This is a genomic window from Streptomyces sp. GD-15H, from assembly GCF_045291515.1.
In the GTDB taxonomy this organism is placed as follows: domain Bacteria; phylum Actinomycetota; class Actinomycetes; order Streptomycetales; family Streptomycetaceae; genus Streptomyces.
This window is the reverse complement of the sequence record NZ_CP149447.1, coordinates 1,224,964-1,239,391: the sequence shown is the minus strand read 5'-3', so window position 1 is coordinate 1,239,391 and position 14,428 is coordinate 1,224,964. Positions and strand designations below refer to the sequence as shown.

At 69.0% G+C, this 14,428-nt stretch carries 11 protein-coding genes and 5 pseudogenes; 7 read left to right on the top strand and 9 right to left on the bottom strand.

Annotated elements, in window-relative coordinates:
* The first annotated feature begins 440 nt into the window (after positions 1–440).
* The gene (ltrA, locus tag WJ438_RS06125) at positions 441–1,904 is read left to right on the top strand and encodes a group II intron reverse transcriptase/maturase (protein WP_406723623.1); all 1,464 of its coding nucleotides are present in this window, start codon (positions 441–443) and stop codon (positions 1,902–1,904) included.
* Between the two features lie 115 nt (positions 1,905–2,019).
* On the opposite strand, the pseudogene WJ438_RS06120 reads toward ltrA, so the two are convergent.
* Both WJ438_RS06120 and WJ438_RS06115 read right to left on the bottom strand, forming a co-directional pair.
* Positions 2,020–2,373, bottom strand: a pseudogene (locus WJ438_RS06120) (transposase family protein); the annotation flags it as partial.
* A 55-nt stretch (positions 2,374–2,428) separates the two neighbouring features.
* Positions 2,429–3,106: a cysteine hydrolase family protein gene (locus WJ438_RS06115; RefSeq protein ID WP_406724291.1), complete on the bottom strand. Its 678-nt coding sequence runs from the start codon at positions 3,104–3,106 to the stop codon at positions 2,429–2,431.
* 119 nt (positions 3,107–3,225) lie between these two features.
* On the opposite strand from WJ438_RS06115, the gene WJ438_RS06110 reads away from it, so the two are divergent.
* Complete coding sequence (locus tag WJ438_RS06110; protein ID WP_406724290.1) at positions 3,226–4,233, top strand: GlxA family transcriptional regulator; 1,008 nt, start codon at positions 3,226–3,228, stop codon at positions 4,231–4,233.
* Positions 4,234–4,809: 576 nt separating this feature from the next.
* On the opposite strand, the gene WJ438_RS06105 is transcribed toward WJ438_RS06110, so the two are convergent.
* Positions 4,810–4,914 (bottom strand): CGNR zinc finger domain-containing protein, encoded by a 105-nt coding sequence (locus WJ438_RS06105; protein WP_406729606.1) that lies wholly within the window; start codon positions 4,912–4,914, stop codon positions 4,810–4,812.
* A gap of 113 nt (positions 4,915–5,027) precedes the next feature.
* Positions 5,028–5,399 (bottom strand): annotated as a pseudogene (locus WJ438_RS06100) (ABATE domain-containing protein); the annotation flags it as partial.
* Between the two features lie 96 nt (positions 5,400–5,495).
* Here WJ438_RS06100 and WJ438_RS06095 point away from each other — a divergent pair.
* Complete coding sequence (locus tag WJ438_RS06095; RefSeq protein ID WP_406724289.1) at positions 5,496–6,563, top strand: LLM class flavin-dependent oxidoreductase; 1,068 nt, start codon at positions 5,496–5,498, stop codon at positions 6,561–6,563.
* 95 nt (positions 6,564–6,658) lie between these two features.
* Positions 6,659–7,405: an NUDIX hydrolase gene (locus tag WJ438_RS06090; RefSeq protein ID WP_406724288.1), complete on the top strand. Its 747-nt coding sequence runs from the start codon at positions 6,659–6,661 to the stop codon at positions 7,403–7,405.
* 250 nt (positions 7,406–7,655) lie between these two features.
* On the opposite strand, the gene WJ438_RS06085 is transcribed toward WJ438_RS06090, so the two are convergent.
* From WJ438_RS06085 to WJ438_RS06075, 3 genes and pseudogenes are all read right to left on the bottom strand, one after another.
* Positions 7,656–8,528: a cytochrome c biogenesis CcdA family protein gene (locus WJ438_RS06085; RefSeq protein WP_406724287.1), complete on the bottom strand. Its 873-nt coding sequence runs from the start codon at positions 8,526–8,528 to the stop codon at positions 7,656–7,658.
* Positions 8,525–9,282, bottom strand: a pseudogene (locus WJ438_RS06080) (DsbA family protein). Before WJ438_RS06080 ends, WJ438_RS06085 begins: the two are co-directional and overlap by 4 nt.
* A gap of 48 nt (positions 9,283–9,330) precedes the next feature.
* The gene (locus WJ438_RS06075) at positions 9,331–9,825 is read right to left on the bottom strand and encodes a hypothetical protein (protein ID WP_406724286.1); all 495 of its coding nucleotides are present in this window, start codon (positions 9,823–9,825) and stop codon (positions 9,331–9,333) included.
* 912 nt (positions 9,826–10,737) lie between these two features.
* Here WJ438_RS06075 and WJ438_RS06070 point away from each other — a divergent pair.
* The 3 genes and pseudogenes from WJ438_RS06070 to WJ438_RS06060 all read left to right on the top strand — a co-directional run.
* Positions 10,738–11,592, top strand: a complete 855-nt coding sequence (locus tag WJ438_RS06070; RefSeq protein WP_406723466.1) for an IS5 family transposase — start codon at positions 10,738–10,740, stop codon at positions 11,590–11,592.
* Positions 11,589–11,993 (top strand): hypothetical protein, encoded by a 405-nt coding sequence (locus WJ438_RS06065; RefSeq protein ID WP_406723465.1) that lies wholly within the window; start codon positions 11,589–11,591, stop codon positions 11,991–11,993. Before WJ438_RS06070 ends, WJ438_RS06065 begins: the two co-directional genes overlap by 4 nt.
* A 53-nt stretch (positions 11,994–12,046) precedes the next feature.
* Positions 12,047–12,359: pseudogene (locus WJ438_RS06060) on the top strand (multiprotein-bridging factor 1 family protein); the annotation flags it as partial.
* Between the two features lie 10 nt (positions 12,360–12,369).
* Here WJ438_RS06060 and WJ438_RS06055 read toward each other — a convergent pair.
* Positions 12,370–12,773, bottom strand: a pseudogene (locus WJ438_RS06055) (3'-5' exonuclease); the annotation flags it as partial.
* Positions 12,774–13,012: 239 nt separating this feature from the next.
* Complete coding sequence (locus WJ438_RS06050; RefSeq protein WP_406724285.1) at positions 13,013–14,401, bottom strand: IS1380 family transposase; 1,389 nt, start codon at positions 14,399–14,401, stop codon at positions 13,013–13,015.
* Between the last annotated feature and the right edge of the window lie 27 nt (positions 14,402–14,428).

Here is a 14,428-nt window from a genome sequence, read left to right as displayed (position 1 = left end):
CCAGATGGGGCGGGTTCGGCAAGCGAGACGGAGAGGAGTACGCGAGGAACCGGCGTCTACGCCTCCTTAAGGCACGCCAGCTCGAACCTGGTGGATGAGGGCTGGATGCGGTGCGTCCCCGCTGGATATTCGGCCGGCGGGGAACTTTCCGCGCGGTCTACTTCGGTCGCGCGGGGAGGCCACGGTGAAGTGCTGCGGGGTAGCCGTGGCGAGGCCGCGGGGGCATAGCCGGGCTCCTACTCCGACGATCGAACAACGAGCGAACACGGGAACCGTCCCGGTCCCGCCCTCCTGCCGCGTGTCCAGCACGGCGGGAGGGCTGGGTCCACCGTCGGCCGACCGGGCCGGGGCGGGGCGGAGCCACCGTAGTACTCCGAGCCGGGGAGAGCCTGGCACATGGGGAAGGGCGGCAGCGGTTTCGAGAAGGGAAGGAGGCTGCAATGCCGAAAGACGCGCTGCTGAACAGCAGTGCTCCTGAGGCCCCGCGGGGGTCTCACCAGCGGGTATCGGGGATGCAGGCCAAGCTTCACCGTTGGGCGGCGGCCGACCGTGGCCGCAGGTTCGACGATCTGTTCAACCTCGTATGCGATCCGGCGACGCTGCTCGTGGCGTTCGAACGGGTCGCGGGCAACAAGGGAGCCCGAACGCCGGGCGCGGACGGCCTCACCGTCGTCAACGTCGAGCAGGAACTCGGCCTCCCGGGCTACCTGGAGGACCTGCGACGCGTACTGAAGACGGGTGAATTCCGCCCGTTGCCGGTACGCGAACGCAAGATCCCCAAGCCCGGCGGGAGCGGGAAGGTGCGCAGGCTCGGCATCCCGACCGTCTCCGACCGGGTGGTCCAGGCGGCCCTCAAGCTGGTGCTGGAACCGATCTTCGAGGCCGACTTCCTGCCGGTCTCCTACGGCTTCCGGCCCCTGCGGCGCGCACACGACGCGATCGCCGAGATCCACCGCTACGGCACCCACGGCTATCGCTGGGTGCTGGACGCGGACATCGAGGCGTGCTTCGACTCCATCGACCACACGGCCCTGATGGACCGGGTGCGCGCAAGGGTCAAGGACAAGCGCGTGCTGCGGCTGGTCAAGGCGTTCCTCAAGGCCGGTGTCCTGACTGAGGGCGGCGGTCGCGAGGAGACCTTCACCGGCACCCCGCAGGGCGGCATCCTCTCCCCGCTGCTGGCGAACATCGCCCTGTCCGCGCTCGACGAGCACGTGATGGAGCCGTGGGAGCCGGGCGGGCGGATGTCCACCAGAGGCAGGCGGGCACACCATCGCCACCACGGCCGCGCGAACTGGCGCATCGTCCGCTACGCGGACGACTTCGTCGTCCTGGTCGACGGCAGTCGTGACGACGTCGCCCGCCTGCGCGAGGACATCGCCGACGTACTGCACCCTCTCGGGCTGCGGCTGTCACCGGCCAAGACCCAGATCGTGCACATGTCGGACGGGTTCGACTTCCTGGGGTTCCACATCCAGTGGCGCCGCAAGCGAGGCTCGAACAAGTGGTACGTCTACACCTTCATCGCCGACCGGCCCATCCGGCAGCTGAAGGACAAGATCCGTGCCCTGACGAACAGAACGTCGCAGCAGGACCCGGGGACCGTGCTGAAGAGGATCAACTCGATTCTGCGCGGCTGGGTCAACTACTTCAAGCACGCGGTATGCAAGACCACGCTGAAAGCCCTGGACCACTTCGTATGGCGACGGGTGACCAGCTGGTGGATGGTGCTGCATCGCTGGAGGTGGAAGGACGTCCGCCGACGCTTCACCGACCGCAACGGCCGGTGGCACAAGCTCTCGGCGGACGGGATCGAACTGTTCCCCATGGTCTCGATCGCGGTCACCCGCTATCGCTACCGGGGCAACACAATCCCCAACCCCTGGACCCTCAACCACGCCTGAACGACAGAGACCGTGGAGAGCCCGGTGCGGTGAGAGCCGCACGCCGGGTTCGGCGAGCGGCACGGAGAAACGGACCGATGGCAACATCGGCACCGCGCTCCGTGCCGACTCAACAGAACGGCCGGTCTGCGGCAATGCGGTCGATCGGCAGCAGCGTGCCGTCCAGGAGCAGATACGCCTTCACCGACGCGGCCCGGACGGCGTCGGCCAGGCTGGGAGCGAGAGCGGCCAGGAGCTCGACGGCCTCGGTGACATAGCGGTAGGCGGTCGTGGTTCCGACGCCGAATCCGGCCGCGAGCTGGGCATAGGTGTGGCCTACCCGCAAGTGGGCGAGTGTCAGCAAAGCCTGGCGGCCGGCGCTCAGGCGCCGCCAACGGGAGCCGATCGCACGGCGGTGCCGCCGCAGCTGCTGCGTGAGGAAGCGGAGGGCAGAGCTGGACACGTCCAGCCCGGACGGGTAGACAAGCACGTGAAGCCTCTGGTGGAGACGGTTCTCTTGGTCGAAAACCCATCTACCAGGGGCTTCACCACGTTGTCAGCCCAACCTCCGTGCTCGAGAGGCAGGTTGGAAAGGGCTCAGTGGCTCGGCCTTGCGTGGCTGAGGTGACGAGATCGTTCTTCGTGAGCCGGTCATCGTTGGAGATGGCCAATGCCCACGTGTCGGTGGTGGTGACTGCGGCCCAGTTCGAGTGCAGCAGCGTCATCAGGGTTTCGTGGACCTGCTGTGCGGAGGCGGTCCCGGCCTCGTTGGCGAGGTGGACGGCTCCGGTCGCGTCGGAGAGTACCTCGATCGTGAAACCGAGGGGTTCGGCCGCGGCGGCGGTGGAGAGGACGCAGTTGTTCGTCATGTAGCCGACCAAGGTCAGGGTGCCGATCTCGTTCTCCCGGAACCATTCGGCGAGGCCGGTGGAGGCGAAGATGTCGGAGAAGTTCTTGACCACTCGCTTGGTCGTCGAGTTGATGCGGCTTTCTACCTCGGGGTGGAGTTCCCAGCCGGCCGAACCGGCCACGAAGACCGGGGCCCCTTGAGGGTATTCGTGCTGGACGGCGACGACGGGCATGTCCGCCTGCGCGGCAACGTCCAGGGCGCGCAGGATGTTCGTCAGCGATTCGTCGCGGGGCGGGTACTGAATGCTCAGCGGCCCGTCGAAGTACTCCTGCTGCACGTCGATGAGGACAAGGGCTCGGCGTGGGGCGTTCAACGTTCTCTCCGGTGTCTGGCGGGTGCGGCGCGGGTGGCGCCGTCGGCTCCATCCTCGTAGGGCCGCGGGCGCTACAGTGAGTGGCATAGAAGCAGATAATCGATGAGATCAGGACAGGCATGCGTATCGCCGTTCACGCCTTCGACGGGATCACCACGTTTCACCTCGCCGCGCCTCTGCTCGTGTTCGGCGAAGTAGCCCGTCAAGGTCTGGCCACGGGGTGGACCACCACTGTGTGGAGCACGGACGCGCACCCGATCCGCACCTCGGAGGGCATCGTGATCGATGACCTTGCAGGGCCCGCTGAAGTGGACTCGGCCGACCTGGTCGTCTTCCCTTCCTGGCCCGCCGATTTCCCGGAGCCGGACGGCGAGCTCGTCGCCCTGATCCGGGGCATGCACGGTCGCGGAGCGGGGATCGCCGGGCTCTGCCTCGGTGCGTTCCCCGTGGCAGGCAGTGGCGTGCTCGATGGGCGCGCCGCTGCAACCCACTGGGCCGCAGCGGCGAAACTGGCCGAACGGTACCCCGCCGTGGACGTACACGCGGACGCCCTCTACCTGGACCACGGTGACGTGCTCACCTCGGCCGGCACAGCCTCCGCGCTCGATGCCTGCCTTCACGTCGTCCGCACCCGACTGGGGTCCGCGGCGGCCGCGACCATCGCTCGCCATCTCGTCGTCGCACCCCACAGGGAGGGCGACCAGGCCCAATACATCGATCGGCCCATGCCCGACGACACCGCGGGACCCATCGGCGACACGATCACCTGGGCCTTGGCCAACCTCGATCAGCGATTGTCCGTCACCGAACTCGCCGCCCACGCACACATGAGCACACGCAACTTCTCCCGCCGCTTCCAGGAGACGACCGGCATGAGCCCGGCCAGGTGGATCCTCACCCGCAGACTCGACGAAGCACGCAGACTGCTGGAGACGACCACCTGGAGCATCACCCGCATCTCCGCAGCTTGTGGCTTCGCCAGCGCCGTGACATTCCGGCAGAATTTCACGGCGCAATACGCGACCACGCCGACGTCCTACCGATACCGCTTCACCAACCACACCAGGATGAAAGGCTTTGCAACAGAGCTCCCCGCTACCTCCCTGGGCGGAGGAGGGTCGGCATAGCCACGTCCGTTGCCGATGCATGAAGCCCGGAGCCGCTCCTCGGGATCCTCGTCACTTGCCTCTGTAGCTGCTGCCTGCGGGATCGTCGCCGACTGGTCTCCTCAGCCCTCACCCCTACCTACCGCATGGTCAGCCGTGATCTCGTACGACCGGGGCCCGCACCGCCGGTCTCGACCCCGCCCTGGCCGCCCGCCCCGCGCGACCGCCGACACCAGAGATACGCACGGAACAGGGGCTCGGGCGGGCATCGCTCCCACACGTACGGTCAGTCGCCGGCAACCGTCTGCTGCTCCAGTGCCCCGTTCTCACTCCATGCCCGCTGCCCGGTGCTCCGTACCGGTACGGACGCTGCGATCAATGGCGTAAACGCGGCCGGCACGAGCAGCAGAACCGGTCGGAGGCCGCTCCTTCGAGCGCCGACAGACGGCCTCGCATGTGGACTTGGCATCGCGCCGTCCGCATACGCCCACCGCGCCCTGGTCACCCTCACTGCCGACCTGCAGCCCAGCCACATGGCCCCCCATCCAGGTCGCGAGGTCAGGGCCCACTGGCGGCCCGCCCGGACATCCCCCTGGACTATTTGGTGAAAGCTCGGCTTTGCTTGCGGGCGTAGGCACGGGCTGCTCGGACGCGGTCTCCACAGCGGGTGGAGCACCAGTGTCGGCGCCCGTGGGTGCGCAAGAGGAACCGGTCGCAGGGGGTGCTTCGCAGCGCGCGAGCTGAGAGGCCCGACTACCGGTGAGCAGGGTGGCGGCGTCCTCGGCGATCACTGCCATCGCGTGCTCGACGAGTTGTGTCACGGGGTGCTCCGGCGCCCGGTGGAATCCTTCGTCCGGGGCGTGGCGCAGCAACGGCGCGCTGGGAACCCTCGTGAGGGCCCGGTTGATGCCGTCCAGGGCTTGCTGTGGGGGAGCTGTGCCTTCCACGTGTGCCGTGAAGAGGAAGCGCAGGTCGTCCCGCAGGCCCGTGAGCTGGCTCTGGCAGTACGTCAGCAGAGCGGTCTGATCGGGAACGAGGCCGTGGCTGATGAGCCAGTCGGTGGCCTCCTCGGGGCTGCCCAGTTCGTCTGCCCGATGTCCTCCGGGAAGGGTGACCGTGCCGTTGGCCAGCGCGAGGCTGATGTGCTCGTCGGCTCCAGGGGCGGGTGGAAGTGGGATTCTCGACATCGTCCTCATGGTATCAGTTTCAGTCTTCCGTGAGACTCCTGCTACCGTGAACCTCACGATGAACAGCAATGTTTTCCGTGATAATCGAGGAGTCCCGTGATCCCCGCACCGCCTTCGGGCACTGCACCGTTCGCCCTGTCGGTGCTCGACAACGCGCACACCGCCGTCGGGCAGACCGTCGAGGAAGCCTTCGGCGAGGTCATCGCGCTGGCCCAGTCGGCGGAGCGGCGGGGGTATCACCGGTTCTGGATGTCCGAGCACCACGCGATGCCCGGGGCGGCGACCTCCTCGCCGCAGCTGATGCTGGCGCGCCTGACCGGCGAGACGGACCGCATCCGGCTCGGCGCGGGCGGCGTGATGCTGCCCAACCACGCGCCGCTGGTGATCGCCGAGCAGTTCGGCATGCTGGAGGCCCTCGCCCCGGGACGGATCGATCTGGGACTGGGGCGCGCGCCCGGCACGGACCTGCCGACCGCCGCGGCGCTGCGCCGGCATCACGACGCCAACGACGGGTTCCCGCAGCAGGTGCTGGAACTGCTCGGGTTCCTCGGCGACGACTTCCCGGACGGCCACCCCTACCGGAACGTCCACGCGGTCCCGGGCCCGTGGCAGGCCGACCAGAACCGCGTGCCCCGTCCCGAGACCGCGCCGGAGACCTGGATCCTGGGCTCGTCGCCGTACTCGGCGCGCCTCGCGGCCGAGCTCGGCCGCCCTTACGCCTTCGCCTTGCAGTTCGGCGACGCCGACGTGGCCTCGGCCATGCGGCTGTACCGGGAGAACTTCCGTCCCTCGGACGTCCTGACCGAGCCGTACACCCTCGTCAGTGTCGGCGCGATCGCCCACGACGATCCCGCCGAGGCCCGACGCCAGGCGGCCTCGTCGGCGATGGCCATGCTGCGGATGTTCCAGCGCAAGCCCTACAGCCTGCTCCCCCCGGAGGAAGTAGAGGCCTACCCCGCAGGCCTCCAGGAACAGCAGATCCTCGAGACGTACACCCACCGGTTCCTCAACGGCACCGGCCCGGAGGTGGCCGCAGCCCTCGAACGACTCCATGCCCGGACCGGGGTCGACGAAGTGATGCTGGTGGTCATGGGGCACTCACGCCAGGCTCAGGCACGCACGGTCGAGCTCATCGCCGACCACTACGCGCTCCCCTCACAGTGAGTTCCGGGCCTCACGACACCGGTGGTGCAGCCGAGAGCCGTGGCGGCCGCGCCGGCGCGCACACCGAGGACCCCGACGCGGGAGCTGGAGGCAGGATGACGGAGGCGACGATCAGCGCCCAGGAGCAACTGTCCGATCTCATCGGACGGGTCGGAAGGCGCCAGTGGGGCCGGGCCGGACTGCCGCGTGCCACGCCGGAGCACCATCGCACGCAACGCGCGAGCGCCGTGGTGGTGGCCACACCGGTCGCCGACGATGTCGCCTTCCTGCTCGTGCGACGCTCCCGGGCACTGCGCCACCACCCGGGCGAGTTCGCTTTTCCCGGCGGCGGCATCGACCCGGACGAGACCCCCGTCACGGCCGCGATCCGAGAATGCCACGAGGAAACAGGAGGGGTCCTCAGCCAGAGGCACATACTCGGCGCATTGCCCGCGCTGGCGCTGGAGGCGAGCGCGAATGTCGTCACCCCGGTGCTGGCCTGGGCCGGAGACGATCTCCGAGACCGCCCGACACAGCACTGGCACGACCGCGAGACCCAGTCGACGCACTGGGTGCCCCGCAGCCACCTCGTGGACCCGGAAAATCGCACCACCGTGACGTACGGGAAGCACTGGGCGGGGCCGGGGTTCCTGCTCGACGGCGCATACATCTGGGGCTTCACCGCCCATGTCCTGGACTGGCTGCTCGACGAACTCGAATGGAGTAGCCCTGGGACACGTCCTGTCGGCACAGAATCGCAGAGGACTGACCCATGCCCTCACTCTGCAACAGCACCCGGCATCGGCCACACGCCAGGCGACCGCCTCGGTGGTCCCCCGCGGCCAGGTCAGGCCCGCTTCTGAGGCCGTCCCCACTCGCGTGGTCCAGCCGAGGCAGCCGCCACCGGCACAGGACGGTGGCGGGATCGACGGGAGCGCCGCGTCGGACCAGAGCGGCCTCCGTGGGTCTTCCAGGCCCGCAGGCAGCAGCCACTCCTGCCGCCCTGCGCAACCGCTGAACCACGGCACCGTCACCGCGTCTTCAACGACAGTGACCCCGGGGAGCATCCCGGGGTCACTGTCTGTGCGACCGCTCGAGTGAACGGAAACCGCGTCAGTCGCCTGCCACCGGATCGGAGGCAGGCTCGCCGGTTTCGTCCTTCGCACGTGTGCGGTCCGGCCGCACCAGAACAAGCAGAGCTGCCAGAGCACCGATCCCCGCGAGGACGAGCAGCACGACGCGGTCGGAGACCGCGCCGCCGACACCCGACAACCACTCCTCCAGGGCGAACTCGCTGTCCACGCTCAGCAGCGACGGCAGCGCCGACGTTCCGTCGAACACCAGGAACGCGGCTCCCAGGACGATGAACAGCATGCCGCCGACCAGAGACGTGCTGTGCAGTGACAAACGCCCCACGGTCAGCGTCCTCCCGCGCAGCCACCGTCTCCTGCCGAGGTCGAAGCGGTCCCACAAGCAGGCCAGCACGAACATCGGCAGGGCCATCCCGAGCGCGTAGACGGCGAGCAGCAGTCCACCGTGTGCGGGGTCCCCGTCCACGGCAGCGACCGTGAGGATTCCGCCGAGGATCGGCCCGGCGCAGAATCCGGCCAGCCCGTACACCGCGCCCAGCGCCACGACGGATACCGCCGATCCCGAGCGGCGCGTCCCGGCGGCCTGCTGGAGCCGGCGTGAGCCGAACCCCAGACCAAGGATCTGGGCGGTTCCCAGCGCGATGATGGTCCAGCCGCCGGCGGTGACCAGCACGTCGCGGTGCCCGTAGAACAGGCGGCTGGCGAAAGACCCGGCGACTCCCAGCGGCACCAGCGTGGTGCACAGTCCCGCGTAGAACAGCGCCGTGCGGGCCACCAGTTTGGTGCGATTACTGAAGGAGTAGGCGAAGAACGCAGGCAACAGCAGGGCGCTGCACGGACTGAGCAGAGCAAGCAGCCCGCCGCCGAACGCCACCAGCAGCCCCACCTCGCTCATCGCCCGGCCGCTTCCGCCGCCGCGTCGATGGTCTTCTTGAAGGTGTCCGTGGGCTGCGCGCCCAGAATCGGCCGGCCGTTCACCAGGAACGCCGGGGTGCTGGCGACCCCCAGTGCGTAGCCCTCTTCCTGATCGCGCTGCACGGCCTTACGGGCTTCCGCGGACGCCATGTCCGCCCGGAACCGGCCGATGTCGGCGATGCCTGCCTCCCGGGCCATGCCGACGAGCCGGTCCTGGCTGAACTCGCTGGCGTTTCGCGCACGGGACTTGCTGTACGCCACGTCGTGGAACTCCCAGAACTTCTGCTGCCGGCGGCAGCCCAGCCCGCCAGGGCAGCCTGCTCCGATTCCTCGCCGAAGACGGGAAAGCTGCGCCACTCGATACGCAGAACGCCCTTGTCGACGTACGAGCGCAGCAGTTCGGGCTTGGTCTCCCGGGCGAACTTCCCGCAGAACGGACACTGGAAGTCGGAGTACTCGATCATCACGACCGGAGCGTCGGCCCGGCCGATCGCCAGAGCGTCCGACGGCTCACGACGCGCCAGGGCCAGCAGGCCGTCATCGACCGGCGGCGTCTGGCCGGGCTCGCTCACGACGGCCGGAGGCTGCTCGGCCTGCGTACCGCCACTCCTGCTCGTGCTGTCCAGAGTGAGGGCGAAAGCTGCGGTTGCCGCCGCTACGACGAGGGCAGCGGAGGCCAGAACGGTCCGCCGACGGCCTTTGCGGAGTGAACGCGGGGCGCTGTTGATGGGCATGACATACCTCTCCTGATGCGGAGGAAGAGCGAAAGGGGGCGCCTGACTTCAGGCGGAAACCGGCACGGGGCACGCAGCCTGTGCCGACAAGCGGCGCAGCGCGGCTTCGGCGAGCAGGGCAGCGGAGACGAGGGCCACCAGCGGCTGCAGAGGCGCCCAGTAGCTGAGCGCCCCGGAGGCACCGAGCAGCAGCAGGACGACTTTGTTGCAGACCGGGCAGCCGACCGCCAGGAACGACAGCAGACCGCCCAGCCATCCCAGGCGGTTGCCGCGCGGGGATTGCTCCGTTCCGGCCATGGAGGGCAGGCGCACATAGGTGTTCAGCACGAGGCCGGCCAGGACGGCGGTGACGGCAAGTGCCGGATAGTTCCACCACTGCACGGGAACCGACCGGGAGAACAGCGGGCTGGGGACCACATCGGTCGGCACGCCGATCACTACCGCGGTCATCAGTGCGCCGACGCCGGCCGTGGCCCACTGCCGGGGCCGCCAACCGCGTAGCGCCATACCCGCCCGGCTCAGTGAGCGCGGGGAAGAGGACATGTTCAGTTACTCCGTTCTGCGGGATCCAGGGACACGACGCAGCGGTCGGCCTAGATCCGCAGAACGGACAGAAGCGCAAACGGGCGAGGTGGTGCGGGCCCTGCGGGTGGGGCCCGGGAACCGGAGGCAGAACTCGGCGTGGATGCCGGCTCCTGAGCGGACAGGCATGACGGGACAGCCACGAGGGAATGGCTGTCAGCGCGGGGGGCGCTCTGCTCGAGGACTGCCTTCTTGCCGCACTGCGGCGCGGAAACGTCATCTTCCGCGACGAGTGAGACCTGCTCCTGAGGCTGTAGCTGCTCGACGTCGACAGAAACCCCAGCCGACGTGGGCATGGCACTGCGCTCTGCCGGCTCCGCCTGACGGGACACGCACAACAGTGCCACCACGGCAACGAGCAGGCCCAGCAGGGCGCGGAAACCGGCGAGCGCCGGTCCGCCTGCTGCCGATCGCCTCATCATCACCCATCCACAGGTCGCACGAGCACAGCCACCATAAGCCAGCCGAGCCGGCTCAGTTGCATCCCCAGTTCCACCCCGGTCGGCAGCAGCGGGGAAACCTTGGCCAGTTCCTCACATGGGAATGTGCGCGACCGGGGCGATCGGGAAAGTCGCGAATGGCAATGGTGCTGCGCTTCCGTGTGTGCCCGGTGGTAGCCCAGGCGGCGATGACATGGCGTTCGGCCGTCCCCTGGTGCCTGCCGGTGGGCGCCCAGGATGAGTCACTGGGCGCTCGGTCCGTACGCCGCGTCAGCGTACGAGCACGTTTGGTGGGTTGTGCGCATTCGTTTTGGCCACTCTGGGCGTTCTCAGAGGGCGTTAAGTCCCATCTCTCTGGGTTCGCGATCGCTCGTTCGTGTGACTGGTTGCCGTTCGGGGCAGCGGTTGGGCATGTGCATGCTCGGATATCGGCATGGAGCGTGAGCCGTATCCGAGCGACTTATCGGACGAGCAGTGGGCGTTGATCGAGCCGATGATCACGTCCTGGAAGCAGGACCGGGTGGCGCGGTCGGCGACCAAGGATCCCGGGACCTGTGATCTCCGGGAGGTCGTGAACGCGATCTTCTACCAGAACCGGACGGGCTGCCAGTGGCGCTACCTGCCCCATGACCTGCCCGCCTGGTCGGCGGTGTTCTACTACTTCACGCTGTGGCGCAAGGACGGGCTCGACCAGCGGATCCAGGAACTCCTGCGCTGCCAGGTGCGGGAGAAGGCCCGCCGATTAGAGGACCCGTCCCTCGTGGTCATCGACACCCAGTCCGTGCGCGCGGCCGCGGGAGTCCCGAAGACCACGACGGGGCTGGACGCCAGCAAGCGGACGCCGGGGCGCAAGCGGGGCCTGGCCGTCGACGTGCTGGGACTGATCATCGGGGTCGTCGTGCTCGCCGCGTCGGCGCACGACAACGCCGCCGGGGTGGCCCTGCTCGACCAGGTGGCCGAGCGGTGCGGGATGCGCCTGGAGAAGGCCCTGGTGGACCAGGGATTCAAGGACGAGGTCATCATCCACGGCGCCCTGCTGGACATCACCGTCGAGACCGTCCGCCGCAACCCGGACGAGAAGGGCAAGGGCTTTGTCCCACAGCCGAAACGGTGGGTGGTCGAGCAGGTCAACGGCACGTTGATGCTGCACCGGCGCCTGGCCCGCGAGTACGACCACCGTCCCGACAACGCCGCCTCGCGCGTCTACTGGGCCGCCACCGCGAACATGGCCCGCCGCCTCACCACACCCACACCGGCCTGGCGCGACACCGTCCGGGCGGCCGCGTGAACATCACCGAGTTCCTGACGGATCTCCAGGCCCAGCAGGACGAGGCCACCGCCCGGGCCGGTGAACTCCGCGGCCAGATCGAGCACCTGACCGCCGTGCTCGCCGAGACCGAAGCGCGTCTCATGGACCTGGCCACCACCCGGAAGGTCATCGTCGAACTCACGCCGACCAGAGACGGAGACGAGGCCGGTCCGTCCGAGTCGACCACCGCCTACCAGGCCATCGTGAACGCCTTCAACCAGCACCCCGACCAGGCATTCCGGGTCCGCGAACTGCACGAACTCCTCGGCATGCCCACCGACGACCCATGCATGAACGTCACCCGCAGCCGCCTCGGGCGCCTCACCCGCCAAGGCTTCCTCACCCAGCCCGGACGGGGCCGCTACCAGAAACGGACTTAACGCCCTCTCAGGGATAGGGACTTGGCGTGTGAGTACCTGGAGGTGGGCCTCGAATGGACAGCCTGCGGACGTTCGGGGCGGTCGTGCAGGCGCTGCGGGAGCACGCGAGGCTGAGCCGGGTGCAGTTCGCGGAAAGCGTCCGTTTCTCCAAGCACACGGTGGAGTCGGTGGAGGGGGCGGCGGATGCCGGACGCCTCCTTCGTCGAGCGGGCGGAGGAGGCGTTGGGAAACACCGGGGAGCTGCGGCACTCGGCGCGGTTTCTGACGCGGGGGGAGGCGGGGCTGGCGGCGTGGTTCCGGCGGTGGGCGAGGCTGGAGCGCACGGTGGTGAGTCTTGGTACGTATGAGTGCCGGCTGGTGCCGGGGCGGTTCAGCCTCACACGCCCGCCTCCACAAGGAACGGGCTGGGCTTGCCGGACCAGGACGCGTACAGGCTGCCGCGGGCCCTCGTGCAGGCGACGAACAGCAGGCAGCGTTCCGACATCGTGCCCGTTCGTGCTACTCGGGGTCCACTTCGGGCGGTGTGGCCGCCTTCGGGAACGGCAGTGCCTCCTCGTTGACGCCGATGACCGCGACGCAGCGGAACTCCAGTCCTCTGAAGGAGTGCATGGTCCCTACGCGCACGGTCTCGCCTCCTCGCTGGCGGCGTCGGCGGCGCGCAGCGTGGCGGCGGGCACGCCTGCGTCCTTCAGGCGTGCCCGCCGCCTTCGCGCACGTCTTGTTGAAGCGCGCGCTGATCCCGATCTCCCCGACGCCGACACCTGAGTCCAGCCACGCCCGGCGCGGGCTCCTCGTCGGGCAACGGCAGGAAGGACCGCAGCCGCTCGTACACCTCCTGCACGTCAGCCGGCCGCGGGCGCTTAACCTCGATCCACCGACGTAGTCTGAAGTTGATCTTCTGGTGGGTCTCCGGGCCGGTGGCTGGGTGCGGGCAGGTGGTATCCGCTGGTCTGCCCAGCATTTCCACGGTTCGGTTCCGGTCGGGCCCTTGCGGACGGGGCGGACAGGGACTGTTCGTATCAGCCAGGCCCGTGGGCGGTGGAGAACAGGTGTGTCCAGGCGGGCTGCCAGGGCCAGTTGTGCGGCAGGTGCAGGGTGATGCGGCGGGCGGAGCGGGCGATCCGGGCCGGAACGTGGACCAGGTGGGTACGGATCGTGGCGGTGGTGGCCCTGGCGTGGAACGCGGAGGCCAAGGAACCGGTGGCCCGCAGCAGGTTGTAGGTCATCGCCCACAGGGTGAGCCAGGCGGCGTTGGCATGGAAGTGCCCGGACGGCAGGTGGGCCAGTGCCCCGGCCTTGCTGTCCGCGATGACCTGCTCGATGACCGCGTGGTGGCGGTGTTCCCGCTCGGCCTGGAGGGTTTGTGCGGGCTGGTCGGTGAAGAAGGGGTGGTAGCGCCATACGGGAAACAACTCGCCCTGCGCACCCACGACGGCGGGTTTGGCCAGGTCACGGACCCGACGCACGATCAGCCGCGCGGTGACCCGCTCCGCTTTCCTGCGGCCGGCGAACGCGGTGTAGGCGGGTATCTCGGCGACCTCGGCGTCCGAGATGAGGTCACCGGTCTCGGGATCGGGCACCGCGGTCGGGTACGTGATCGGCTGCCAGGCCTGGTCGGGGATGCCGAGGACGGCCCGCTTGACGGAGGGGTTCATGCCGGTGGTGATCGAGAAGTGGGCGCCGGCCCGGCGGCAGGCGGCGATCACCCCGGCGTTGTAGAACTGCGAGTCCGCGCGCAGGATCCGGGTGCCGGTGCAGCCCGCCTCGACGGCGGTGGCCAGGGCCTCACTGACGAACTTCGGGGCCCCACGGGAATCGGCCGCCTTGCCCCGGCGCATCCGCACTCCGGCGATCACCGGCCGGGAATGCGGGGTGCAGACCGTGGCGAGCAGGGGGTGCAGGGTGCGGATGCCCCTGAACCGGCCGTACTCGGCGCCCTGCTTGGCCCGGCCGTAGACCCGCTTGTGGGTGGAGTCGACGTCGATGAACGCCTTCTCGCCGGAGCCGGGAAGCAGCGGGGTGTGCGCGGCCAGTTGACCGAGGAACCTGCGGTGCACGGCGTGGAGTTGGAGGGCGTGACCGTGGGTGAACGCGCGCAGGAACGTGCCCAGCGTGGACGGCGCACGGACCCCTTGGAACAGGGCCGGCAGCGCGCCGTGCCGCAGGGTGTGGAGGTCGTCAATGCTGTTCGCACCGGCGGCCATGCCGGCCACGATGCTGCTGACCTTGGCGTCCGCCGCGGCACCCGCCCCGTTCTTCGCCCCGGTCAGCTTCACCCTCTCCGCCACCAGCCGCGACAGCCCGCACCGCTCGGCCAGCCGCAGCACCGGAACCAGCCCGGCCTGCGCGACCAGGTTCGGGTCATCGAACGCAGCGGAGACCGCCGCTGGGGTATGGGAAACTTGCATCTCGGAAGTGCCTTGCCGATCGTGCGT